Origin of the sequence: Microbacterium elymi (genome assembly GCF_021582895.2) — a bacterium.
GTDB lineage: Bacteria > Actinomycetota > Actinomycetes > Actinomycetales > Microbacteriaceae > Microbacterium > Microbacterium humicola.
Genome location: NZ_CP091139.2, coordinates 3,142,016 through 3,164,471 on the forward strand (window position 1 = coordinate 3,142,016; position 22,456 = coordinate 3,164,471).

Consider the following 22,456-nt stretch of genomic DNA (forward strand, 5'->3'; position numbering starts at 1 on the left):
CGAGGGTATATAGTTTGCGCCAACCTCCCGCCCGCCGGCGCCGACGGCGGGAGCTCCGAACCGCGGCAGTTCCTCGACGGGACGCGACATGCCCCAGGACAGTTTTCGCAACCGGGTGACCGAGGTCACGTCGGATCAGCGCTTCGCGGGCGCCCTTCATCTTGCTCCCACGCTCGCGGCGACGCTCACCTCCGCGCCGTGGGAGGGGCCCGGGAACAGTCCGCCCGACCTCATCGTCGACGTCGTGCGCGGCCGTGACCTGGTGTCGCTGACCGCACGGTTCTGGGGAGTGCGCCTCGATGGTGCGCAGGATCCCCCTCGGGTGGTGCCGGAGGGGGCGGCGCCGCATGTCCTGGCGATCGAGTACTCGTTCCAGCACGGGCACGAAGCGGCGCAGTACGTGGTCGAGGCGGGAGCCGACACCGCGCAGTACGTGCCCGATCCGAAGGATCCGTCGCGCAAGCCGGTCCTCGATGCGAACACCCCGCCGGTGGCGAACTCGATCGACCCGACCCTGCCGGTCGGGTTCCGCGCCGCCCGCGCGAGCCGGCTGGTGTTCACGATCGGGGCGGAGGACACGGTCGAATTCACGCGCTCGGGCATCCTGCGGGCCATCACCGTCCTCTCACCTCTGCTGCACCCGCGGGCCGAGGCACCGGGCGTGCGCGGCGACGTCGCGGGCACCAGCGACGGGCGTCTGGTGTGGGTCCACCCCGATCTCGTCGCGGTGCACACCGCGAGCGGCGTCGTGGTCCGGAAGGCCACCGCCGCGCAGAAGCGGCACAGTCCACCACCCGACCCGAGCACCGTCAGCGGCGCGCTGGCGATCGCGCGCGGCATCCGGCAGACCGTCGCCCAGGGGCTGGATGTCGGGATCACCCTGGCGCGCGGAGTCCCGGCCGCCGCCGCGCCGGCGCCGCTGGGGCGCCTGATCGACGAGGCGCGCTCGCACATCGACCGCATCCGCTTCGGCACGTACAGCAGAGCCCGACGGCGCTGCAGACCGCGATCGAGGCGCCGTACCGGCTGGTGATCTCGCCCAGCAGGGACGGTCGCTGGGTGCACGCCGAGCAGCCGGTCGACGCGGCGTCCGGTCGGCACGTCGAGCTCTGGCACAGCCGGCTCGCCGTCGCCGGCGCCGACGGCGCCCCCGACGAGCGCGTCTCGCGCAAGCCGGGTCGTGCGGGCGATCTGGACCCGTGATCGTGACGGGATCCCGGCCGCCGCATGGCGCACGCCGGAGGACGGCAGCACCTCGCACCCGCTCTCGACGCCGGCCGCCGGCGCCGACCAGCCGTTCCGCGGCTCGCTCAATCGCTCGGACCGGCACCGCCTCGTGCGCCAGAGCGCCGAGCGCTGGCCGGGGATCGCCGACCCGCGCGGCCTTGCCCCGGTCGGCGTCGACAAGCTCTGGCTCTCCTCCCTGGGCGCATGGCTCGACCTGCACGGCGCGTGGTACACGAAGGAGTACTCGGCGCACGACCTGCCCTCGATCCTCGCGTGGGACCATGTCGCGCCGATGGGGCGGGACCAGTTCGTGCGCGTCGTGTACCCCGGCTACCTCTACCCGTTCGGGCAGCCCACCGCCGTGGTGAAGATCACCGAACGCCGCATCACCACCAGCCCCAACACGGCGAGCCTCTACCAGTTCTCGTTCCTGGTGATCAGCGACCCGCGCCGCGACTACGGCGGCGACGACGCGCGCGGCTTCAGCCACACCCGGGTGGATCTCTCGCCGATCGTGACGCCGCCGATCGCCGACCCGGGGAACGGCATCGACAGCTTCTTCTGGCCCTCGCTCGGCACCGAGCCGCTGCGCTTCGGGATCGATGCGTGGGACCAGGACGGGCAGCATCAGGCGTGGCGCACCCCGCTGCTGTGGGTCGCCGAGCACGTGCACGACTTCGCCGCGGTCGACGCGGAATACGACCAGAGCGCGCACCGCATCATGGACCTGGCCGGGCAGCGGGTCGCCTTCGCCCCGCAGACCGAGGCCGGCGACGCCCGCACCGAGACCGCGACGCTGCACGTGCGCGGCCGCGCCGCGCTGGGCACCTCGACCCCGTACCTCAGCTCGGCCGACGTCGTCGTCGACGTCGCCAAGCGCCTCGCCGGGCTGCCCGCCGTGCGGATCCAGTACACCCCCACCTATCTCGAGAAGGGGTGGGATGCCGCGGTCAACGCGGGCCAGGTGTGGGCCGGCACCCTGCTGGGCGAGACCGCCACCGACCGGCAGCTGCCGGGCGAGGTCGATCTCACCGAGGCGCCGAGCATGTCCTTCGGCACACCGCACGCGGGCAGCGACCGCGCCGGGGGCTTCGTGCAAGCCGGATCTGCCGATCCGCGGCCTGTCGCTGGTCACCGGTGCGGTCGGCGACAACGCCGGCATGCAGACGGGGTCGTTCGACCCGATGGCCTTCTTCGCGGGCGCGCTGCCGAAGCTGTTCGGGCTGGTCAGCCTCACCGACCTCGTCCAGGGCGTCGTCGGCGAGCTGGATGCGATGCCCAGCGTCATCACCGAGACGATGGACGGCGTCGGCCGCATCCTGAAGGACCTCGATACGCTGCGCTCGGCGCTCGATGAGGCGCAGCGGCTCGACCCGGCAGCATCCGTCGCCGCCTTCGCCGCGGACCTCGCCGCCCACCTCGCCGCGATCCCGCCGCTGCTGGATCCGACGACCCTCGGCAGCGTGGCCGACATCGACGCCCGCATCACCGCCGTGGAGAGCGAACTCACCGCGATGGACGCCGTGATCGCCGGCATCCCGTCGGCGAACCCGAGGATCCCGCCGCTGCTGCGGAAGCGGATCGACGGGCTGATCGCCACCATCCGGAAGACCCTCTCGCCGGCGGCGATCATCGCGGTGCTCGACGACGTGCGCAGCATCCTCGCGCTGTTGGACCCCGCGATGCTCGAGGGCGTCTTCCGCTACGACTGGAAGCCGCGGCTGGTCGAGCGCTGGCCGGCGACCGGGCTCACGCTCATCGAGATGCCCCGGGGCGCCTTCACGGTCTCGGTGGAGGGCCGGGTATCGGGCCAGGGTGCGCCGGCGATCACGGCGATGGCCGAGATCCGCAACCTCACCCTGCATCTGTTCGGCAAGGAGGGCGAGTCCGGCGCCCCGCTGGTGCGCATCCCGTTCGAGCACATCGCGTTCTCGTCCGGCTCCGACGGCAAGGCCGAGGTCGATGTGGTGCTGGGCGAACTCGAGTTCGTCGGCATCCTCTCGTTCGTCGAGGTGCTCAAGGACTTCATCCCGTTCGACGGGTTCTCGGATCCGCCGTTCGTCGAGGTCGACACCGCGGGACTGCGCGCGGGCTTCACCCTGGCGATCCCGAGCGTCGCGATCGGCGTGTTCTCGCTCGCGAACATCTCCCTCGGCGCCGACGTGCAGGTGCCGTTCCTGGGCAAGTCGCTGAGCTTCGGCTTCAGCTTCTGCACGCGCGAGCAGCCGTTCACACTCGCGGTGCTGTTCATCGGCGGGGGCGGGTGGTTCCTGATCCGCCTGACGCCCGAGGGACTGGACGTGCTCGAGCTCGGACTCGAGGCGGGAGCGACGCTCTCGGTCGACTTCGGCGTGGCATCCGGTTCGATCTCGTGCATGATCGGGATCTACCTGCGTCTGGAGTCGAAGAAGGGGCAGCTGACCGGGTACTTCCGACTGCGCGGCGAGGTCGACGTGCTCGGCATCGCGTCGGCCTCGATCGAGCTGTACATGTCGCTGACGTACCAGTTCGACACCGGCAAGATGGTCGGCGAGGCCACCATCACGGTGTCGGTCTCGGTGCTCTGCTTCTCGGGGAGCGTCTCGATCTCGGCGCGGCGCGAATTCGCCGGCTCGAACGGCGACCCGTCGTTCGCACAGATCATGATGGACCCGGGCGGCACCGGCTCGGCCGCGTGGGACGACTACTGGGGCGCCTTCGCCCTGGCGGGAGTCGGCGAATGAGCGAGCATGCGATCTCGATCGCGCTTCCGCATTCCGCGCGCGACGGCGACACCGTGCATGTGTCCGTGTTCATCACGCCGAAGCTGACGGGTGCGGGCACGGTGCTCGCCGACCATGCCGGCTTCGCGGCCTGGACGCGGGCCGTGCAGGAGGGCGTCACGGTCACGCTGAGCGACCAGACCGGCGAGATCGGCAGCCGTGCCGTGCTCGATCCGCTTGCGCCCGGATGCCTGGGCCGCGCTCTTTCCGGGGGACACCCCGGTGCGGGTGAACGAGGTGCCGGACTGGTCGGACCGGCAGTGGCGCAGCTTCGACGCCGCCGCGGCCGACCAGCTCGGCAAGGCGGTGGTCACGGCGACCGCGACGCTCTCTCCGGTGACGCCGCCGAGTCCGTCGGGGCATCCGCTGACCCGCGCGATCACGGCGCTCGCCACGCGCGAGCTGCCGCCGGACCGTCAGGGCCCGCGCGGCGACCGCGGCGAGAAGATCCCGATCGACGACGAGCGCCTCACGGCGGCCCTCGACCGGCGCACGGGGAGCCTGCCGCCCCGCGAGGCGCCGAGCGCCGGCGGTGCGGCACTTGACCCTTCCGCCCTGCTGGCCGCCTTCCACGCCGTCCGCGGCTACTACACCCGCCCCGAGGCCCAGACCGCGTACCAGGAGGCGCCCACGACGGCGTCGGCGCCCATGCCCGTTCCCGGCGCCGAGTTCCACGAGCGCGTCGCCCACCTCGGCGATCACCCCGCGCCTTGCGCGCCCTCGGCCTGGTGATCGATCTCGTCGTGCTCGAACCGGCCCGCCTGCGCGGGTCCGACTGGCTGCGGGCGACGGTGACGGTCGCGGGCGCGCCCACCGTCACGAACACCGCCCCGCGGGTCGCCTGCCATGCCACCGCGGACGGCGCCCTGGTCACCGTCCCGGCATCGGACGAATGGATCGACGGCGCCCTGGCTCTGGGCCGGACCGGACGTTTCACCGTGCTCGACACCGAGACCGACGGCACCGCGCTGAAGATGGAGATGTACCTGCGCGAGCTCCCGCACCTGTGGAACAGCGAGCGGAACACCGAGCCGGTGGATGCCGCGACCCCGGCGCTGCGCGCGTCCGGACTGACCGTCGCCCGGCGCGGGCAGGCGCGCATCCTGCAGGACCGCCTCGACGCGCAGAAGGCGCTCGCCGCGCAAGCTCGCTCCGGCGGTTCGGCGCCGGCCACGGCGCGGCGAGCCGTCCGAGCAGATCGTCGTCCCGACGACCCCGCCCACCCTGTCCAGCGAAGACGTCGCGCGCGGGCTGCGGGTGGAGGTGTGGGATGCCGGCGGCACCACGTGGCGATCGCTGCACGCTCGGCACACGACGGCGTTCATCGAGGGGCTGGCCGAGCCGCTCGACCTCGGTGACGGGTTCGGCTTCATCCAGACCGCGCCCGCCGAACAGTCGCCGAACGTCGATGCGGCGCCGATCCACGTGCACGAGGCGGTCTTCGGCTGGGAGGGCTGGAGCCTGTCGGTGGCGCGGCCCGGGCGGCGGGTGCGCGAGGTGCCGGTGCCGCAGCCGGATGGCACAGCCAAGATCGACGAGGTGGTCGAAGACACCCCCGAACTGGTGCCCGCCGAGGCGCCGCACCGCATCCGCTTCGTGCATCGGATCACCCCTGATACGCTGCCCCGCTCCGGTTCGGGCGCCGCTACGCCTTCCGTGCCTGGCTGGTCGATCTGGCCGGCAACGTGCGGCCCGTGCCGCTTCCGCCCGCCCCGAGCCCGGCCGGCGGGGGCCCGGTCGACCTCCTGGACGTGCTGCGTGACATGCCGCGGCTGCGCGCACTCCTGGTCGAGCCGCCGGCGGTCGGCGCGGCCTCGGCGCTCCATCGGTTCATCGCGACGTCGGCGGTCACGGCAGCGACAACGCCGCCAAAGCCGAAGCCGCGGCATCCCGCACCCGGGCGCGCCGGGCCACCGGCGCGGTCGGTCCGGTCAGCGGGGCGCGGGCGGCTGAGCTGCCGCGCCCCCCGCTCGTCGCGCGCGCGGCCACCCGGGCGGGGGCGGTCGAGGCCGCGTTCCGCGACCACCTTCGCGCGATCGCCGCCCGACCCGAAGTGGCTGCGGGCGATGCCGAGCCCACCGCGGCTGAGCCGATCGCAGCCCCGTGGCGCAGGCACTGAGCCGGCTGCTGGACAGCCAGCTTGCACGACCTCGGCGCATCCTCCGCCGCTGCGCATGCCGCCGCGCATGCGGCTGCTGGGCACTCCGGCGCCGGTGCTGCTGCCGCCGCCGGTGCTGCGGTCGGCGGTGCCGCCGCCGCGGGGTACATGCTCGCCGCCGAGACGGTCACCGCACCGCGCCCATTCCTGCGCTGGGACCCGGTCGCCCCGCCCGCGCTGGTGCCGCGCGCCCGCTACAGCGAGGGCGAGTCGGTGCGGGTGCTGGTGATCCGCAGCGGGGTGCACCAGGACCCGGCGACGCTCGCCGTCTCGGTGCAGGACCCGGGCGAATACGCGGCGTCCGCCGCGGCATCCCTGGCCGACTCCACCTTGGCCGCGGTCGCCGAGCGCCATGTCGCGCCGCCCAAGACGAGCCAGACGCAGGCAGAGCTGCACGGCGCCTTCGACCCGATCCTCGGCCCGAGTCCCACTCCCGACACGCTGCGCGCCGCGCTCGCGGTGGCGCTGCGCGAGAACGGCAGCTTCTTCGACCTCGATGTCGCCAGCCCCGACATCCCCGGCGTCCGCGATGCGGTGGCGGGCGTCGCGCTCGTCGCCGATGCGACCGCGGCCGGTCCGCTGGTCACCCTTCCGCTGCCGGCGGGGGATGCGCCCGCCGCCGGCCAATATGTCGTGCACGACGTCGACGATCTGGTGCTGCCCTACCTGCCCGATCCGCTCGCCCGCGGGGTCTCGATCGTCTTCCCCGACGCGGCGCTGTCGCCCGCGCTGCCGATGCCGTTCGGCATCGAGGGATTCACCGCCGATTACCCGGTCGAGGATCGCGGATGGCCGCTCGTGCAGAGCTGGCGGCTCACGCTGGCCACCGGCACGACCGCTCGTGTCGAGGTGGCGGGCCGCGTCTTGGCGTTCACGCTGCCTGCCGGCACGGTGCGAGCGGGCGCGCATCGGCAGCGCCTGCCCGAGCGCGCGCTGCGGATGCTGGGAGTGTGGAACTCGTTCCCCGCGACGCTCCGCTCCAACGCGGCCGTGGTCGAGGCTGCGCTCGACGGCTACCTGTGGGCGCTGACCCCGGCGCAAGCCGCTGCGCCTGGTGCACGCGGTGCCGCGCCCCGTGCAGGCGCCGCACCCGGTGAGATTCCGGGCTGCGAGGCAGCCGGCCGCCACGGACACCTGGTTCGAGGGCAGCGTGCGGCTGCACGGCGCCAGCACCGAGCAGCTGACCGCCGAGGCATCCTGGACCGACATCGTGGACAACCCCGGCGACACGCGCTGGCGCGAGCGTCCCAGCAGCGGCCATGCGTTCACGACGGTCACGAACGAGCACGAGCGGCTGGCGGTCTTCGAGCCGCGCCCGGAAGAGGGGATGCCGCGCGAGCAGGCCGACCTCGACGACCCGACCGTGTGGTTCCATCGTGTCGCGCATGACTTCGGCGACACCAAGCATCGTCGCGTCAGCTATCGACTGCGTGCGTCCACGCGCTTCCGCGAGTACTTCCCGCCCGCACTGCTGGTGGGCGACCCGACCGTGGCGTTCGACGACGGCGCCAGCACGGTCAGCGCCGAACTCGCGGTCTCGGTGCCGTCGTCGGCGCGGCCGGCGCCCCCGATCGTGCATTCGGCGATCCCGCTGTTCCGGTGGTCCCACGACGATCCGGCGGGCGGCGGACCGGTGGCGGTCGACGAGGGGGTCGGGCAGCCGGGCCAGCCCATCGCCGTGCGGCACGAGCGACTCGCGGGCGTGCGCATCTACCTGCAGCGTCCGTGGTTCTCCAGCGGAGAGGGCGAACTGCTGGCGGTGCTCACGGGCAACGCGGTCAGCTCGGCGGGGCCGGTCTCGGCCTGGGCGCAGGACCCGATCTGGGCGGACGACGCCTCGGTCCGTTCCGTCTCGCTGGGCAACACCGAACTCGAAGAGCCGTGGCACGGTCTCGGCCTGGACGACGAGGTGCAACCCGCGCGGCCGATCACCGTCGCCGACGGACTGACGCTGCCCCTCACCGCGGACGGCGCCAAGACCTACCGGGCCAGGGCGTGGGGATATCGTCCGGAGTTCAACGAGGAGCGCGGGCTCTGGTACGTCGATGTCGCCGTGAGCCCGGGCGCCTCGGCGTGGCCGTTCCTTCGGCTGGCGGTAGCCCGGTACCAGCCCGAGAGCCTGGCCGGTCTCGAGCTGTCCGCCCCGGTGCGGTGCGACTACGTGCAGATGCCGCCCGAGCGGGCGCTGGTGGTCAGCCGCACCGATGAGCGCTGCGCGCGGGTGGTCGTGACCGGGCCGGTGCCCCGCCGCACCTGGACCTTCGACGCTGCCGACGCGCGCGCCCTGCTCGGCGTCGAACGGGTGGTGGTGGCGCGTCTGCAGCGCAAGGACCCGGAACTGGCCGGCGACCTCGGCTGGATCACCGTCGATGTAAGCGAACTGCCGGTGCAGGCGATGGATGCCGCCACCCGGACGGTCTCGTGGGGCGACGAGCTGCGGGCCGACCAGGACGTCGTGCTGCGCACGCCGGCATCCGGTGCCTCCGGCTGGCGGGTCGTGGTGGAGGAGTGGGAGCGGTTCGAAGGCGACCCGCTGCCGCCTGTCATGCGCACCCGCGTCGCGCGGGGGCGCCCGCCGACGTGGGAACAGCGGATGGTGTTCGCCGACGAGGTCTACCTCTGAGACCAGGGCGCATGGACCTGACGCCCTGCGAGCAGAGCGCGCGGTGTCTTGACCCGGTGCCCGCCGTGTGCGTGGTGACGGCGCCGGCCGGAGGGATCGTCAGCGTGGTGCCGGGGGGTAGCCACAGCGACGAACCGGCGAAGTCGCAGTCCGGTTCTCCCGCGGGTGGGGGTGGGTTCAGAAGGGTGGGGGTGGGCGGGGGTGAAGTGGACTGTTGGGGTGGGGTGGTCGTGGTAGACGCGGCCGGTGGGGCTGGTCCATTCCAGGATTCCGCCGGGCAGTTGTCGGACGGTCCACCGGGTGTGGTGTTTGAGGACGTGGTGTCGGCGGCAGAGGTGTTCGAGGTTGTCGTGCGCGGTGGTTCCGCCGAGGGCGTGGTCGTGGGTGTGGTCCAGGTCGCACCGGTGGACGGGTTGCCGGCAGCCGGGGAAGCGGCAGCGCTGGTCGCGGGCGTCCAGGAGTCGGGCCAGGGCGGGGTGGGGTCGGTACCGGTCGGCGCTGACGTGGATGCCGGTGTGCGGGTCGGTGAAGATCCGGGTCCAGCTGGTGGTGGTGGCGGCGGCGAGGATGCGGGCGGTGTGGGTGTCGATCGGCCCGTACCCGGACAGGATCGCGGGGGTCTCGTGCGCCGGGTCGCGGTCCGCGGGATCGCCGGGGGCCGGGGTGCTGGTGTCGTTGGGGGAGTCGGGGTGGAGCAGGGTGGCGGGGATGGTGACCTGGAGCTCGCGCGGTGATGCCGGCGAACGCGTCGGCCGGGCCGTGGCCGGTGGGTGCCGCTGTCAGGAGCAGGTCGGTGAGCACGTCCGCGCGCAGCTGGTCCAGGGTGCGATCATCGCCCACGGGGAGCCCGTCCTCGTGTTCGGGGGTGGTCGTCGCGTCCGGGTCGGGGCCGGTGGCGGCCTGTTGCACGGTGCGGGCCATCTGGGTGGCGCGGTCGAAGATCGCGTGGATCAGGGTTGCCGGTCCGTCCAGCAGGAGCCGGGACATGTCATCGTCCAGATCGATCACCCGGGTGGTGCGCGACTGCCGGGCTTGCTTGTGCCGGGTGCTGATCGAGTCCGGGTGGACCCGGTCCGCGACCGTCCGGCACACCGGGCGCAACCGGCCCGGGGTCAGTTCCGCCGCCCGTGGAAGCACGGTCTGCTCGTAGACGGTACGGGTCTGGGCATCGGGCAGGGTGGCGCCGACCTCCACGATCACCCGCACCCGGGACTGGTCCAGCAGTCCGTCCGCCCAGGCGGTGTGCGTGGCCGGGAACCGGGTCACCAGCACGGCCGCCTCCCCGAGCCGGGCCTGCACGGTCCGATCGCTCATCCGCAGCGCGGCACCGATCTCGGCCGAGACCTCCCGCCAGGGCAGATCCCGGTCATCATCGACCCCGCGGGCCGCGGCACACGTGGCCACGACATCCACCGTCGAAGACAGCAGCGACGCCTCGAACGCCTGCAGCCGCGCGATCGCCCGCCGCGTCTCCACCAGCCCCGTGACCAGCGCGTCGATCCCCGGCAGATCCAGGTCCTCCGCGCTCAGCTCGTCCATACCTCCATCATGCCCACCACCACCGACACTCTCGAAGAAAAATACGCGGTTCCGGGTGACGATGGCAATTCTCTCATCTCCGGATTCTGAGACCTCTCGCGTCCCGTCGCGAGCACCGTCGCAGAGACATTCGCGAGCACGCGGCTCGCCACGGAACGACCGCTCGGCGAGGCGCGGGCGAGCATGCCCCGCGGCCGGTCCGCGACATCCCCGGCCTGCGCCCCGTGCCGCGGCCGCGAGATCGCTAGAATCGACCGGACAGCATGGACGAGAGCAGGAGACCGGTGGCGGGCAGCGCGACGAAGAAGACGACCAAGGCGAAGGGTCTCAACGACGTCCCCATGGGCCCGACGGGCCGTCCGTACCACGGCTTCCCCACCCCTGCGCCGCTGAAGGGCCACGGCCCCGGACGCATCATCGCCCTGTGCAATCAGAAGGGCGGCGTCGGCAAGACGACGACCACGATCAACCTCGCCGCCGCACTGGCCAGCTACGGCCGCCGCGTGCTCGCCGTCGACTTCGACCCGCAGGGCGCGCTGTCGGCCGGTCTCGGGATCGCGACGCACGAGATCCCGACGATCTACGACCTGCTGCTGGACTCCAAGCGCGACCCGCACGAGGTCATCGTGCACACCTCCGTCGAGAACCTGGACGTCATCCCCGCCAACATCGACCTGTCGGCCGCCGAGGTGCACCTGGTCAACGAGGTCGCCCGCGAGCAGATCCTCTCTCGTGCACTGCGCGGCGTCGCCGGCGAGTACGACGTCATCCTGATCGACTGCCAGCCGTCGCTCGGACTGCTGACCGTCAACGCGCTCACCGCCAGCCACGGCGTGCTCGTCCCGCTGGAATGCGAGTTCTTCGCGCTGCGCGGCGTCGCGCTGCTGATCGAGACGATCGACAAGGTCCGGGACCGGCTCAATCCCGCGATCACCCTGGACGGCGTGCTCGCCACCATGTACGACCCGCGCACGCTGCACTCGCGCGAGGTGCTGGAGCGCGTGGTCGAGGCGTTCGGCGACGACGTGCTCGAGACCGTCATCGGTCGCACGGTGAAGTTCCCGGACGCATCGGTGTCGGGGATGCCGATCACCGAGTTCGCGCCGGAGCATGCGGCCGCACAGGCCTACCTGCGGCTCGCGCGGGAGCTGGTCGCCCGTGGCGCCGTGGCCTGACGACGAAGCGCGCTCGTCTGAGGAGGATGTCGCAGACGACGGCCCTTCGTCTCGGTCGCTGCGCTCCCTCGCTCAGGGACCTGACGGACAGGACGGCCCTTCGTCTCGGTCGCTGCGCTCCCTCGCTCAGGGACCTGACGGGGCGGACGGCCCTTCGTCTCGGTCGCTGCGCTCCCTCGCTCAGGGACCTGACGGACAGGACGGCCTGCGCTCCCTCGCTCAGGGACCTGACGGCGAGCCCGAGGGCGAGGGCCAGGATGCCGGATTCCGCGTCTCGCTGGGAGTGTTCGACGGACCGTTCGACCTGCTCCTGACGCTTCTGGGCAAGCACGAGCTGGACATCACCGAAGTCTCGCTCTCGCGCGTCACGGGCGAATTCATCGCCTACCTGCGCGAGCTGCAGTCCGACGACCAGCTGGACGAGGCATCCGAGTTCCTGGTCGTGGCCGCGACCCTGCTCGACATGAAGGTCGCCGGCCTGCTGCCGCAGGGCGAGCTGGTCGACGCCGAGTCGGTCGCGCTGCTCGAGGCGCGCGACCTGCTGTTCGCCCGCCTGCTGCAGTACCGGGCGTTCAAAGAGGTCTCGGTGTGGTTCGCCCGCTGCCTGCAGCGTGAGGACCACCGGCAGGCGCGGGCCGTGCGGCTGGACGAGAAGTACCGGCGCGCCGCCCCGGAGCTGGTCTGGACGCTGTCGGCCGACGACTTCGCCGCGATCGCAATGCTGGCCTTCGCGCCCAAGGAGATCCCCGTCGTCGGGCTGGACCACCTGCATGCGCCGCTGGTGAGCATCCGCGAGCAGGCCGCCGTGGTGGTGACGCTTGCGCTCCTCCGGAACGCTGTCGTTCCGCGAGCTCGTCTCGGGCGTCACCCAGACCGGCATCGTGGTGGCACGGTTCCTGTCCGTCCTGGAGCTGTACCGTCATTCCGCCATCTCGTTCGAGCAGCTCGAGCCGCTCGGCGAGCTGACCCTGCGGTGGACCGCCGAGCGCTGGTCCGAAGAGAATCTCGCGTCCCTGGGAGCCGACTATGACCGATGAGCCGACCGCGACCGCCGGGCCGAACGTCGCCCGCCAACTCGAGGCGATCCTGATGATCGTCGAGGAGCCGCAGAGCCTGGTGGCGCTGGCCACCGCCGTCGGTGCGCCGGTGCCGGCCGTGCGGCAGGCGATCGAAGGACTCGTCGCCGACTACGACGGCGAGACCGGCGGGCCGCGTCGCGGGTTCGAGCTGCGCGAGGTCGGCGGGGGCTGGCGGCTCTACGTGCGCGAGGACTACGACGACCTGGTCGCCGAGTTCGTCAACACCCAGGCACCGTCGCGCTTGTCGCAGGCGGCGTTGGAGACCCTCGCGGTGATCGCCTACAAGCAGCCCGTCTCGCGCGGGCAGGTCGCCGCGATCCGCGCGGTGAACGTCGACTCGGTGGTGCGGACGCTGCTGGCGCGGGGCCTGGTCACCGAAGTGGGCAACGACGCCGAGACCGGCGCGATCCTCTACGGCACCACCGACGCGCTGCTGGTGAACCTCGGCATCAACTCGCTCGACGAGCTGCCGCACATCTCGCCGCTGCTGGATGACGTCGACACCGTCGGCAGCGTCGTGGACGAAGGGATCGGACGATGACGGATGCCGAGGGCGTGCGGCTCGCAGAAGGTGCTGGCCGCCGCGGGGGTCGCGTCGCGCCGCGTCGCCGAGGACATGATCGTCGCCGGACGGGTGCGGGTCAACGGCGCCGTGGTCGACCAACTCGGCTCGCGGATCTTCCCCGAGACCGATCTGGTCGACGTGGACGGCGTGGCCGTGCAGCTGGACGCGACCAAGCGCTACGTGATGCTGAACAAGCCCACCGGCGTGGTCAGCTCGATGCGCGACGACCGCGGCCGCCCCGACCTGCGCGGGTTCACCGATGCCTGGCCGGAGCGGCTGTTCAACGTCGGGCGATTGGATGCCGAGACCAGCGGCCTGCTCGTGCTCACGAACGACGGCGAGCTCGCGCACGTCCTGGCCCATCCCTCGTTCGGGGTGACGAAGGTGTACATCGCGAAGGTCTCCGGACGCGTCTCGCCGCAGACGATCGGGCGGCTCACGCGCGGCGTCGAACTGGAGGACGGACCGATCGCCGCCGACCGCGCGCGACTGCTGGACACCTCGCAGGACACGAGCCTGGTCGAGCTGACCCTGCACTCGGGGCGCAACCGCATCGTGCGCCGGATGATGGCCGAGGTGGGGCATCCGGTCGACGAGCTCGTCCGGCGTCGATTCGGGCCGCTCCACCTGGGAAGTCTCCCGGCGGGGGAGGCCCGTGAGTTGACTACAGTGGAGCGTGGCGCGCTGCTGACTCTGTCGCGCCGCGCGCCGGGGGAGACGACACCGCCGGGAGCCGATCAGGAGACCCCGTGAGCCAGAACACGACCGTGCCCGCACGCGCGGCCGCGCGCACCTCGGGGACGGTCCGGATCGTGGGCACAGGCCTGCTCGGCGCCAGCATCGGCCACGCCCTGACCGCACTGGGCGTGGACGTCGCCCTGTTCGACACCTCGCCGGCGCAGCTCGGCTGGCGATCGACTACGGCGCCGGCCGTGCGCCCCGCGACGACGACGCCCCGCGACTGGTCGTGGTGGCGGTGCCGCCGGATGTCACGGCCGACGTGATCGCGCACGAGCTGGCCGCCTACCCGGACGCGGTGGTGACGGATGTCGCCAGCGTCAAGCTCGAGCCGCTGCGCGCGCTGCAGGACCGGGGCGTCGACCTCACGCACTACATCGGCTCGCACCCGCTGGCCGGGCGCGAGCGCGGCGGCGCCGTCTCGGCGCGCGCCGACATCTTCATCGGTCGCCCGTGGGTGGTCTGCCGCGACGACGAGACCAGCCCCGCCGACCTCGCGGTCATCGAGGGGCTGGCACTGGACCTCGGCGCGATGCCGCTGGAGATGGACCCGGCCGAGCACGACCGCTCGGTCGCCCTCGTCTCGCACGTGCCCCAGCTGGTCGCGAGCCTGCTCGCCGGCCGCTTCGTGACCGCACCCGAGGGCTCGCTGCGACTCGCCGGCCAGGGGGTGCGCGACACCACGCGGATCGCGGCATCCGCCCCCGAGCTGTGGGTGCAGATCCTCGGATCCAACGCGGCACCGGTGGTGGACGTGCTCGACCAGCTGGCATCCGACCTGACCGGGGTCGCCGACGCGCTGCGCCAGCCCGACGCGCCCGGCGCACGCCGCACGGTCGCCGACGCCATCCGCCGCGGCAACGAAGGCGTCGAGCGCCTGCCCGGCAAGCACGGGCAGAACCGCCGGTTCGCGCAGGTGGTCGTCATGGTCGACGACACCCCCGGCCAGCTGGGCCGGCTGTTCGGCGAACTCGGCGAGCTGGACGTGAACGTCGAGGACCTGCGCCTGGAGCACTCGCCCGGCGCCCAGTTCGGCCTGGCCGAGATCAGCATCGACCCGGGCGCCGTGCGCCGTGCGGTCGACGGCCTGGTCTCGCGCGGCTGGCGGATGGCGAGCACCCCGAATGACTGACGTGACCATCATCGCCATCGACGGACCGGCCGGGTCCGGTAAGTCGAGCGTGTCCAAGCAGACCGCCCGGGCGCTCGGCTACGGCTACCTCGACACCGGCGCGGCCTACCGGGCCCTGGCCTGGCACGTGCTCGACCGGGGTGCCGACACCGCCGACGCCGATGCCGTGCTGGCCGCGGCATCCGACTTCCCGTACGCGATCTCGCTGGATCCCGACGAGTACTGGGTGCGGGTGGGCCAGGTCGACGTGACCGAGGCGATCCGCGAGCCGCGGGTCTCGGCAGCGGTCAGCGGCGTGGCCCGCGTGCCCGCGGTGCGCGTGCAGGCAGGCGAGCTGTTCCGGGCGCTGGCGGCGGCATCCGACCGCCCGGGCGTCATCATCGAGGGGCGCGACATCACCACGGTGGTCGCCCCGGACGCCCCGGTGCGGATCCTGCTGACCGCCGCGCCCGAGGTGCGCGCCGCGCGGCGCAGCGCCGAACTGACCGATCAGGACGCCGCGGCCGTCGCGGCGGCCCTGCACAAGCGCGACGCATCCGACGCCCAGGTGGTGGACTTCCTGTCCGCCGCGCCGGGCGTCGAGGTGGTCGATTCGACCGACCTGGATCTCGCGCAGACCGTCGACGCCGTCCTCGGCGTCGTGCATCAGAAGCTGGAGGCCCGTGATGGGCACTGAAGACGAATACGAACCCGGTCCGGACCATCTGGCCGAGCGGCTCGCCGACATCGACGAGGAACTCGCCGATCAGCGGGCCGAGGCCCTGCGCACCTCGCTCGGAGACTACGAGCTCGAGGACGAGGATGCTGCGCTGCTGGCCGGCGTCGGACTCGGCGAGGACGGGGTCGAGTACCTGCCCGCCCTTCCGGTCGTCGCGATCGTGGGACGCCCGAACGTCGGCAAGTCCGCCCTGGTCAACCGCATCCTCGGGCGCCGCGAGGCCGTCGTCGAGGACACCCCGGGCGTCACCCGCGACCGGGTGACGTACAAGGCGGAGTGGCTCGACCGGCGCTTCACCATCGTCGACACCGGCGGGTGGGAGCCCGACGCGCGCGGCATCGACCGCTCGGTCGCGGCGCAGGCCGAGATCGCCATCGACCTGTGCGACGTCGTGCTGTTCGTCGTGGACGCGAAGGTGGGCGCCACCTCGACCGACGAGCACGTCGTGCGGATGCTGCGCCGGGCCGGCAAGCCGGTGTTCCTGGTCGCCAACAAGATCGACGACGCGCGGCAGGAGCCCGAGGCCGCCGCCCTGTGGGGCCTCGGCCTCGGTGAGCCGCTGGCCGTGTCGGCCATCCACGGCCGCGGCGTCGCAGACCTGCTGGATGCCGTCATGAAGGTGCTGCCGGATGTCTCGGCCGTCGCCAAGCAGGAGATCGGCGGCCCGCGCCGGGTCGCCATCCTGGGGCGCCCGAACGTCGGCAAGTCGTCGCTGCTGAACAAGGCCGCCGGCGAAGAGCGCGTCGTGGTCAACGAGCTGGCCGGCACCACCCGCGACCCGGTGGACGAGATCGTGGACCTCGGCGGGCGACTGTGGCGGTTCGTCGACACCGCCGGCATCCGCCGTCGCGTGCACCTGCAGCAGGGCGCGGACTTCTACGCCTCGCTGCGCACCTCGGCCGCGCTCGAGAAGGCCGAGGTCGCGGTGGTCGTGCTGGACGTGTCGCAGTCGATCAGCGAGCAGGACGTCCGAATCATCGACATGGTGCTGGAGTCGGGCCGCGCCCTCGTGCTCGCGTTCAACAAGTGGGACGTGCTGAACACCCCCGAATTCGAGGATCAGGAGCGCCGCCGCTACCTCGAGCGCGAGATCGAGCAGGACCTGGCCCACGTCTCGTGGGCGCCGCGGGTGAACATCTCCGCGCGGACCGGCCGGCACCTCGACAAGCTGGTGCCGGCGCTGGAGACCGCGCTGGACAGCTGGGACACCCGCATCCCCACCGGCAAGTTCAACGCGTTCCTGGCCGAGCTGGTCGCCGAGCACCCGCACCCGCTTGCGCGGCGGCAAGCAGCCGCGCATCCTGTTCGGCACGCAGGCCGGCACGCGCCCGCCGACGTTCGTGCTGTTCACGACCGGATTCCTCGACCCCGGCTACCGCCGGTTCATCCAGCGGCGGCTTGCGCGAGCTGTACGGCTTCGAGGGCTCGCCGATCGTGGTCAACATGCGGGTGCGCGAGCGTCGCCAGCGCTGACGGCGATAGGTCCCTGAGCGCCCTTCGTCTCGTCGATGCGCTCCGGTTCCTGTGCGAGCGCAGCGAGACGAAGGGCCGGAGGCGTGCTTCCCTCTGTGACGTGGTCGGCCCCCGGCATCCGCCCACTGTGACAGTCTGGGAGGGTGACGATCCAGTATCCGCGGCCGGGCGAATTCCGTCGCCCGCGCGGACCGCGGGATCCGGGTGACGCCTGGGTGATCGCGGACTCGGGGGAGCGGTACTGGGGGCGCTACGGCGCCGCCGGGCTGCTGGCCTACGATCCCGCGCGGGGCGTGCTGCCGAGCACCGGGTGGAGTGGAGTCACCACGGCGACACCTGGGCGCTGCCCGGCGGTGCGCGACACCAGGGTGAATCGGCGCAGGACGGCGCCGTGCGCGAGGCGCAGGAAGAGGCCGGCGTGCCCGACGGCGCGGTGCGCGCTCGGGTCGAAAGCGTGCTTGATCTGGATGTCTGGACCTACACGACCCTGATCGGCGATGTCATCGCCCCGTTCGAGCCGGTCATCAGCGATCCGGAGAGCCGGGCGCTGGAGTGGGTGCCGGTCGCCGAGGTCACGGGGCGCCCGCTTGCATCCGGGCTTCGCGGATTCGTGGGCGCGCCTGCGCGGCCTGCTCGACGTGCATCCGGCGATCGTGGTGGATGCCGCGAACGTCGTCGGCTCGGTGCCCGACGGCTGGTGGCGCGATCGTGCCGGGGCCGCCGGCCGGCTGATCGCGGACGTCGCCGGCCTCGTGCGCGGCGGGGTGGACGCCGACGCGCTGGGCCTGGCCGAGCATCGCTGGTTCCCGGAGGCGTCGGTCGTGATCGAAGGACAGGCCAAGGCCGCGGCCGACCAGGCCGACGTGCGCGTGGTGCGGGCCGAGGCATCCGGCGACGACGCGATCGTCGCCGAGGCGCAGCGCCGGGTGGATGCCGGTGCCACGGTCACCGTCGTCACGAGCGACCGTGAGCTTGCGCGACCGCTGCACGGCGCTGGGTGCCGAGGTGCACGGCCCGAAGTGGCTGCGCGCTCTGCCTGCCCGCGTGACAGCTCCCTGAGCGAGGAGCGAAGCGACGAGACGAAGGGCCGGTGCAAACGAAATTCGCCGGCCACAGTACGCGATTCGTCACAGGGGAACCACGCCGCACCGCGCGAGGGCGCTCACTCCTGCCCGCGGAAGCGATCGATCTCGCGGCGCTCGCGCTTGGTCGGCCGCCCGGCGCCGCGGTCGCGCTGAGCCACCACCGGCATCGGATCGCGGGCCGGGGTGCGATCGTCCACCGCGGTGGCGGCCAGCGCCGCGCCCACGCGCTTGGCGATCGGCTGGCGCACCACGAGGATCCGGTCGAAGCCGGCGACCCGCACGCGCAGCTCGTCGCCGGGCCGCACCGGCTGCGCGGCCTTCGCCTTCTCTCCGTTCACCCGCACATGCCCCGCTCGGCATGCCGTCGTGGCCGCCGACCGGGTCTTGTACACGCGCACCGCCCAGAGCCAGGCATCCACTCGTGCAGAATCGCTCACCCTGCGATCCTCGCACGCGGCTCACGGCGCAGGGCCGCCAGGGCGCCGGCGGCGATGAGCCCTTGCCCGGCCGTGTAGGTGAGCATGACCACCGGACTCGTCCAGCCCGGCATCGCGTCCGGCAGGAACAGCCGGAAGGCCAGGAGCGTGTCGCTGGCCAGGAACAGCAGGGCGCCGATCGCCACGGTCGGCGGGCAAGCGCAGCGCGAACGCGGCCGTCGCCCCGAGCAGGATCCCGTAGATCGCGACGGCCGGGAGCAGCGCGCCGGTGTGTCCGGCCAGCAGCACCAGCATCCCGACCCACCACGCGACGAACACGACGACCCACCAGCCGAAGCGGCGTCGCCGCAGGTGGCGGGCGAACAGCACGATGTAGGCGAGGTGCGCGAGGGCGAAGAACAGCAGCATCATCGGCAGCGTGGGCAGGAACGGCAGGAATGCGCCCACACCGTCGCCGAGCCAGGAGAACCCGATGGCCGTCAGCAGGAGGACGACCGGCGCGCTCGCGCGCACCCCGGCCGCCCCGGCGAGCACGGCGAATGCCAGCAGCGGCATGGGCAGCAGCTTGGTGGGCGCGGCGACGGCGTCGCTGTGCAGCGCGAGCGCGACCACGTGGACCGCCGCCACGACGATGTACGGGAGGAAGGCCCAGCGGGCGACACGGGTGCCCGGCCGGCTTGCGCGCGGCATTCACCTCGACGGACATGGCCCTCCTTCGGGTCGTGAACACATCGTATGCTCGCACTGTGACAGCTGCCCGCGGCTCGCTCGGCCTGCTCCGGATGTCGTCGCGCGACAGCGGCGAACCGCATCGCGTGGCGTCCTCGCTCGAGCTGCTGTTCGACCTGGTGTTCGTGATCGCGGTGTCTCAGGCATCCGAGAATCTGCACGAGCTGCTGAGCGAGGGCAGTGTGGGGCAGGGTGTGCTCGCCTACCTGATGGTGTTCTTCGCGGTGTGGTGGGCGTGGATGAACTTCACCTGGTTCGCGTCCGCGTTCGACACCGACGACTGGGCGTATCGCGTCCTGACCATCGTGCAGATGGGCGGCGTCCTGGTGCTGGCCGCCGGCGTGCACGATGCGATGGTCTCGTACGACTTCACGCTGGTGACGTGGGGCTACGTCATCATGCGGCTCGCGATGGTGGCGCAGTGGCTGCGGGCGGCGGCGTCGGATGCCGCGGTGCGGCGCACTGCGCTGGCCTTCGGGATCGGCATCGGCATCGTGCAGGTGTTGTGGGTGGCTCGCATCTGCATGTTGGACGCGACGTGGCAGCTGGTCACGTTCTTCGTGCTCATGGCGGCCGAGATGATCGTGCCCGTGATCGCGGAGCGGCAAGGCCGCACGTCGTGGCACCCGCATCACATCGCGGAGCGGTACGGCCTGTTCACCCTGATCCTGCTCGGTGAGAGTCTGCTGGCCTCGGCGACCGGGATATTCGCGGCACGGGGGTCGGCGCATGGGTGGGAGCTGGTGGGCCTGGCTGTGGCCGGACTGGCGATCACGGCCGGCATGTGGTGGGTCTATTTCGTGCACGAGCAGGGCGAGCGGCTGGCCCGCACCGGCCGCGGATTCGGATTCGGCTACTCCCACTATGTGATCTTCGCGGCGGCCGGCGCGGTCTCGGCCGGGATCGGGGCGTGCGTGGATGTCGCCGTCGGCCAGGGTGAGCTCGCGCCGCGGGCGGCGGTGCTGGCGCTGACGCTGCCGGTCGGCGTGTTCCTGCTGGCGGTGTGGGTCGTCATGCTCCGCCCGCTGATCTCGACCGCCGCGTCGGCGGTGATGGTGATCGCCGCGCTCGCGATCGTGGCGAGCGCGCTGATCCCGGCAACGGCCGTCGCTGTCACGGTCGTGCTGCTGGCGCTGGTCGTGGTCGTGCTCGAGGTGGACCGGGCACGTCATCCGGACTGACCCCGCTCGAGCCGATGCCGCCCGTCAGGCGGGCTGGGCGAGGTCGAGCTCGACGATGGTCCGGTGCGGCTTCGGGCGTGCGACTTCGTGGAACCCGGCGGCCAGGAACACCGACAGGATGCCGATGTAGAGGTCGTTGACCGGCGTCTTGCCGACGGTCGTGTCGGTCGGATACGCCTCGAGCACCCGGGCGCCGTTCGCGCGGGCGTGGGCGATGGCGGCGTCGAGCAGCCTCGCGTTCAGCCCCTGCCCGCGGTACTCCTTGCGCACGACGAAGCAGGTGACGGCCCAGACGTCCGGGTCGTCCCAGGCGTGGGGAGTGGCGGCGAAGGCGCGGGTGTGCGCCAGGCGGGGTTGGCGCACGCGGGGTCCCACACGCACCCAGCCGGCGGGCTCGCCATCGACGTACGCGATGAGGGCAGGGGTCGGGGCGCTCGCCAGTTCGTCGTGAAGCATCTGCTCGCGCTGCGGGCGGGTGGTGACATCCCAGTCCTTGCCGCGCATGAGCCACCACTGGCACTGGCAGCTGGCACCGTCGCCGCCACCGCTGAGCGCATGCTCGGCGTCTTCGAACCGGCTCTGCGTCGCGGGTTCAATCGTGATCGTGGACATGCACGCGACGCTAGTTGACGCGTCCGACATCATCAACGGGGCGGTTCGCCGCCGTGATCGCGAGCAGGTAGGATGAGGGAGTTGTCCGCTTCGGCGGGCATCGGGATGTGGCGCAGCTTGGTAGCGCACCTGACTGGGGGTCAGGGGGTCGCAGGTTCAAATCCTGTCATCCCGACAGAAAAAGCCTGATGAGAAGGCATTTATTGATGTCCGATTATCGCTAGCTCGACACCTTTCTCGGATGATTCTGTGGTCCCGATTAGTATTTCCTATGATACTGGGCGTCCGATCTTCGAATGAGTCCACCGGTCCCGACTCGTTCCCAGAGCCCTAATCCTTCCGAATCAAAGTCAAGTGGCTTAGCGGGCTGACTCGGCCTGCCTGAGATGCTGGTTCGTCCTTTCTGCGGCGAGCATGAGCTCCGAGGTGCTGGTGTGCAAGTAGCCCTTGGTCGTCTCGATCGAGGCATGCCCGAGGATGTCGCTGACGATGTGAAGCGGGACGCCTGCGTTCGCGAACCATGTGGCCCCGGCGTGTCTGAGGTCGTGTCGTCGCAGACCGGGGTGGCCGAGTCTTTGCACCAGGTTGGTCCAGTCGGTCGCTCGCGAGAGCGTTCCGGTGGTGAGAACCCCGCCCCGGGGGCCCCGGAGCAGCGGATGATCATGTTCCCGGCCGTCGGTCATGCGTCGGAGCACGGGCTCCAACGGCTTGAGGATCGGTACCTTGCGTGCTTGCCTGTTCTTGGTGGGCTTGAGGCATAGGCCCTTCGAGCCGGGAAAGTATTGTCGAGCGATGGTGACCAGGAGGTTGTCCCAATCGATATCGCCGACTACCAGACCCGCGACCTCCGACACCCGCGCCGCGAGAAGCGCGGAGAGGAGAACGAAGTCGCCATATGCCGCGTGAATACTGCGGCACGCGTCCGCAAGGCTCTGAACCTCGCCTAGAGTCGGAATCTTGCGCCCGAGATCGGCTGCCGACGACCGCGCCCGCCGCCTTGCGCGTACTCGCGCGGGGTTCGCGGCGATGATCTCATCTCGCACCGCTTCGTCGAGCACCCGTGTGGGTGCGGACACCGTGTTTTTCAGTGTCGATGGCGAGCAGTCGCCTTCCCACCGGTCGATCGTCCTGTCGATGACGGCCGTGCTGATCGATCGCACGGCCAAGTGCCCCAGAGCAGGAAGCGCACGGATGCTGATGCTGCCGCGATAGCCGCTCGCCGT

General features: G+C 71.8%; 17 protein-coding genes, 1 tRNA gene and 5 pseudogenes. 17 read left to right on the forward strand and 6 right to left on the reverse strand.

The window, feature by feature from the left end:
• The first annotated feature begins 115 nt into the window (after positions 1-115).
• From L2X98_RS17110 to L2X98_RS17135, 6 genes are all read left to right on the forward strand, one after another.
• Positions 116-1,033 carry a hypothetical protein gene (locus L2X98_RS17110; RefSeq protein ID WP_259611679.1) on the forward strand — a complete coding sequence of 306 codons (918 nt, stop codon included), beginning with the start codon at positions 116-118 and terminating at the stop codon, positions 1,031-1,033.
• Between the two features lie 26 nt (positions 1,034-1,059).
• Positions 1,060-1,203 (forward strand): hypothetical protein, encoded by a 144-nt coding sequence (locus L2X98_RS17115; protein WP_259611680.1) that lies wholly within the window; start codon positions 1,060-1,062, stop codon positions 1,201-1,203.
• Between the two features lie 1,208 nt (positions 1,204-2,411).
• Entirely contained in the window at positions 2,412-3,950 is a 1,539-nt protein-coding gene (locus L2X98_RS17120; RefSeq protein WP_259611681.1) for a hypothetical protein, read from the forward strand.
• Positions 3,951-4,148: 198 nt separating this feature from the next.
• On the forward strand, positions 4,149-4,721 hold the full coding sequence (locus L2X98_RS17125) for a hypothetical protein (RefSeq protein WP_259611682.1): 573 nt from the start codon (positions 4,149-4,151) through the stop codon (positions 4,719-4,721).
• Positions 4,700-5,347 (forward strand): hypothetical protein, encoded by a 648-nt coding sequence (locus tag L2X98_RS17130; RefSeq protein WP_259611683.1) that lies wholly within the window; start codon positions 4,700-4,702, stop codon positions 5,345-5,347. The genes L2X98_RS17125 and L2X98_RS17130 overlap by 22 nt, the downstream gene beginning before the upstream one ends.
• A gap of 1,950 nt (positions 5,348-7,297) precedes the next feature.
• A complete protein-coding gene (locus tag L2X98_RS17135; protein WP_259611684.1) occupies positions 7,298-8,770 on the forward strand; it encodes a hypothetical protein in 1,473 nt (490 codons plus the stop codon).
• A 177-nt stretch (positions 8,771-8,947) separates the two neighbouring features.
• On the opposite strand, the gene L2X98_RS22510 is transcribed toward L2X98_RS17135, so the two are convergent.
• Positions 8,948-10,309: a DUF222 domain-containing protein gene (locus tag L2X98_RS22510; RefSeq protein WP_435526221.1), complete on the reverse strand. Its 1,362-nt coding sequence runs from the start codon at positions 10,307-10,309 to the stop codon at positions 8,948-8,950.
• A 341-nt stretch (positions 10,310-10,650) separates the two neighbouring features.
• Between L2X98_RS22510 and L2X98_RS17150 the strand changes: the two genes are divergently transcribed.
• The 9 genes and pseudogenes from L2X98_RS17150 to L2X98_RS22520 all read left to right on the forward strand — a co-directional run bounded on the left by L2X98_RS17150 (position 10,651) and on the right by L2X98_RS22520 (position 18,427).
• Positions 10,651-11,484 (forward strand): ParA family protein, encoded by an 834-nt coding sequence (locus L2X98_RS17150; protein ID WP_259613375.1) that lies wholly within the window; start codon positions 10,651-10,653, stop codon positions 11,482-11,484.
• A gap of 205 nt (positions 11,485-11,689) precedes the next feature.
• Positions 11,690-12,521, forward strand: a pseudogene (locus L2X98_RS17155) (segregation and condensation protein A).
• Complete coding sequence (gene scpB / locus L2X98_RS17160) at positions 12,511-13,104, forward strand: SMC-Scp complex subunit ScpB (protein WP_259611685.1); 594 nt, start codon at positions 12,511-12,513, stop codon at positions 13,102-13,104. Before L2X98_RS17155 ends, scpB begins: the two are co-directional and overlap by 11 nt.
• Before the next feature lie 3 nt (positions 13,105-13,107).
• Positions 13,108-13,881, forward strand: a complete 774-nt coding sequence (locus L2X98_RS17165) for a pseudouridine synthase (RefSeq protein ID WP_259611686.1) — start codon at positions 13,108-13,110, stop codon at positions 13,879-13,881.
• Positions 13,878-14,998: pseudogene (locus tag L2X98_RS17170) on the forward strand (prephenate dehydrogenase). The gene L2X98_RS17165 and the pseudogene L2X98_RS17170 overlap by 4 nt, the downstream one beginning before the upstream one ends.
• Positions 14,991-15,674: a (d)CMP kinase gene (gene cmk / locus L2X98_RS17175; RefSeq protein ID WP_259611687.1), complete on the forward strand. Its 684-nt coding sequence runs from the start codon at positions 14,991-14,993 to the stop codon at positions 15,672-15,674. The pseudogene L2X98_RS17170 and the gene cmk overlap by 8 nt, the downstream one beginning before the upstream one ends.
• Positions 15,664-17,189, forward strand: a pseudogene (gene der, locus L2X98_RS17180) (ribosome biogenesis GTPase Der). Before cmk ends, der begins: the two are co-directional and overlap by 11 nt.
• A gap of 310 nt (positions 17,190-17,499) precedes the next feature.
• Positions 17,500-17,709: pseudogene (locus L2X98_RS22515) on the forward strand (NUDIX domain-containing protein); the annotation flags it as partial.
• Between the two features lie 67 nt (positions 17,710-17,776).
• Positions 17,777-18,427 carry a hypothetical protein gene (locus L2X98_RS22520; RefSeq protein WP_259613426.1) on the forward strand — a complete coding sequence of 217 codons (651 nt, stop codon included), beginning with the start codon at positions 17,777-17,779 and terminating at the stop codon, positions 18,425-18,427.
• Here the strand turns inward: L2X98_RS22520 and L2X98_RS17195 are convergent.
• The 3 genes and pseudogenes from L2X98_RS17195 to L2X98_RS17205 all read right to left on the reverse strand — a co-directional run.
• Positions 18,352-18,711: an RNA-binding S4 domain-containing protein gene (locus L2X98_RS17195; protein ID WP_259611688.1), complete on the reverse strand. Its 360-nt coding sequence runs from the start codon at positions 18,709-18,711 to the stop codon at positions 18,352-18,354. The two genes, L2X98_RS22520 and L2X98_RS17195, sit on opposite strands and share 76 nt — an antisense overlap.
• Complete coding sequence (locus tag L2X98_RS17200) at positions 18,708-18,896, reverse strand: lysoplasmalogenase (RefSeq protein WP_259611689.1); 189 nt, start codon at positions 18,894-18,896, stop codon at positions 18,708-18,710. Before L2X98_RS17200 ends, L2X98_RS17195 begins: the two co-directional genes overlap by 4 nt.
• A 70-nt stretch (positions 18,897-18,966) precedes the next feature.
• A pseudogene (locus tag L2X98_RS17205) lies at positions 18,967-19,401 on the reverse strand (lysoplasmalogenase family protein); the annotation flags it as partial.
• 56 nt (positions 19,402-19,457) lie between these two features.
• Between L2X98_RS17205 and L2X98_RS17210 the strand changes: the two are divergent.
• Positions 19,458-20,621: a low temperature requirement protein A gene (locus L2X98_RS17210; protein WP_259611690.1), complete on the forward strand. Its 1,164-nt coding sequence runs from the start codon at positions 19,458-19,460 to the stop codon at positions 20,619-20,621.
• Between the two features lie 24 nt (positions 20,622-20,645).
• Here the strand turns inward: L2X98_RS17210 and L2X98_RS17215 are convergent, their stop codons facing one another.
• The gene (locus L2X98_RS17215) at positions 20,646-21,233 is read right to left on the reverse strand and encodes a GNAT family N-acetyltransferase (RefSeq protein ID WP_259611691.1); all 588 of its coding nucleotides are present in this window, start codon (positions 21,231-21,233) and stop codon (positions 20,646-20,648) included.
• 101 nt (positions 21,234-21,334) lie between these two features.
• Here L2X98_RS17215 and L2X98_RS17220 point away from each other — a divergent pair.
• Positions 21,335-21,408 (forward strand) — tRNA-Pro (locus L2X98_RS17220).
• A gap of 184 nt (positions 21,409-21,592) precedes the next feature.
• On the opposite strand, the gene L2X98_RS17225 is transcribed toward L2X98_RS17220, so the two are convergent.
• Positions 21,593-22,393, reverse strand: coding sequence for a tyrosine-type recombinase/integrase (locus L2X98_RS17225; protein ID WP_259611692.1), 801 nt, complete (start codon positions 22,391-22,393; stop codon positions 21,593-21,595).
• Positions 22,394-22,456 lie beyond the last annotated feature (63 nt).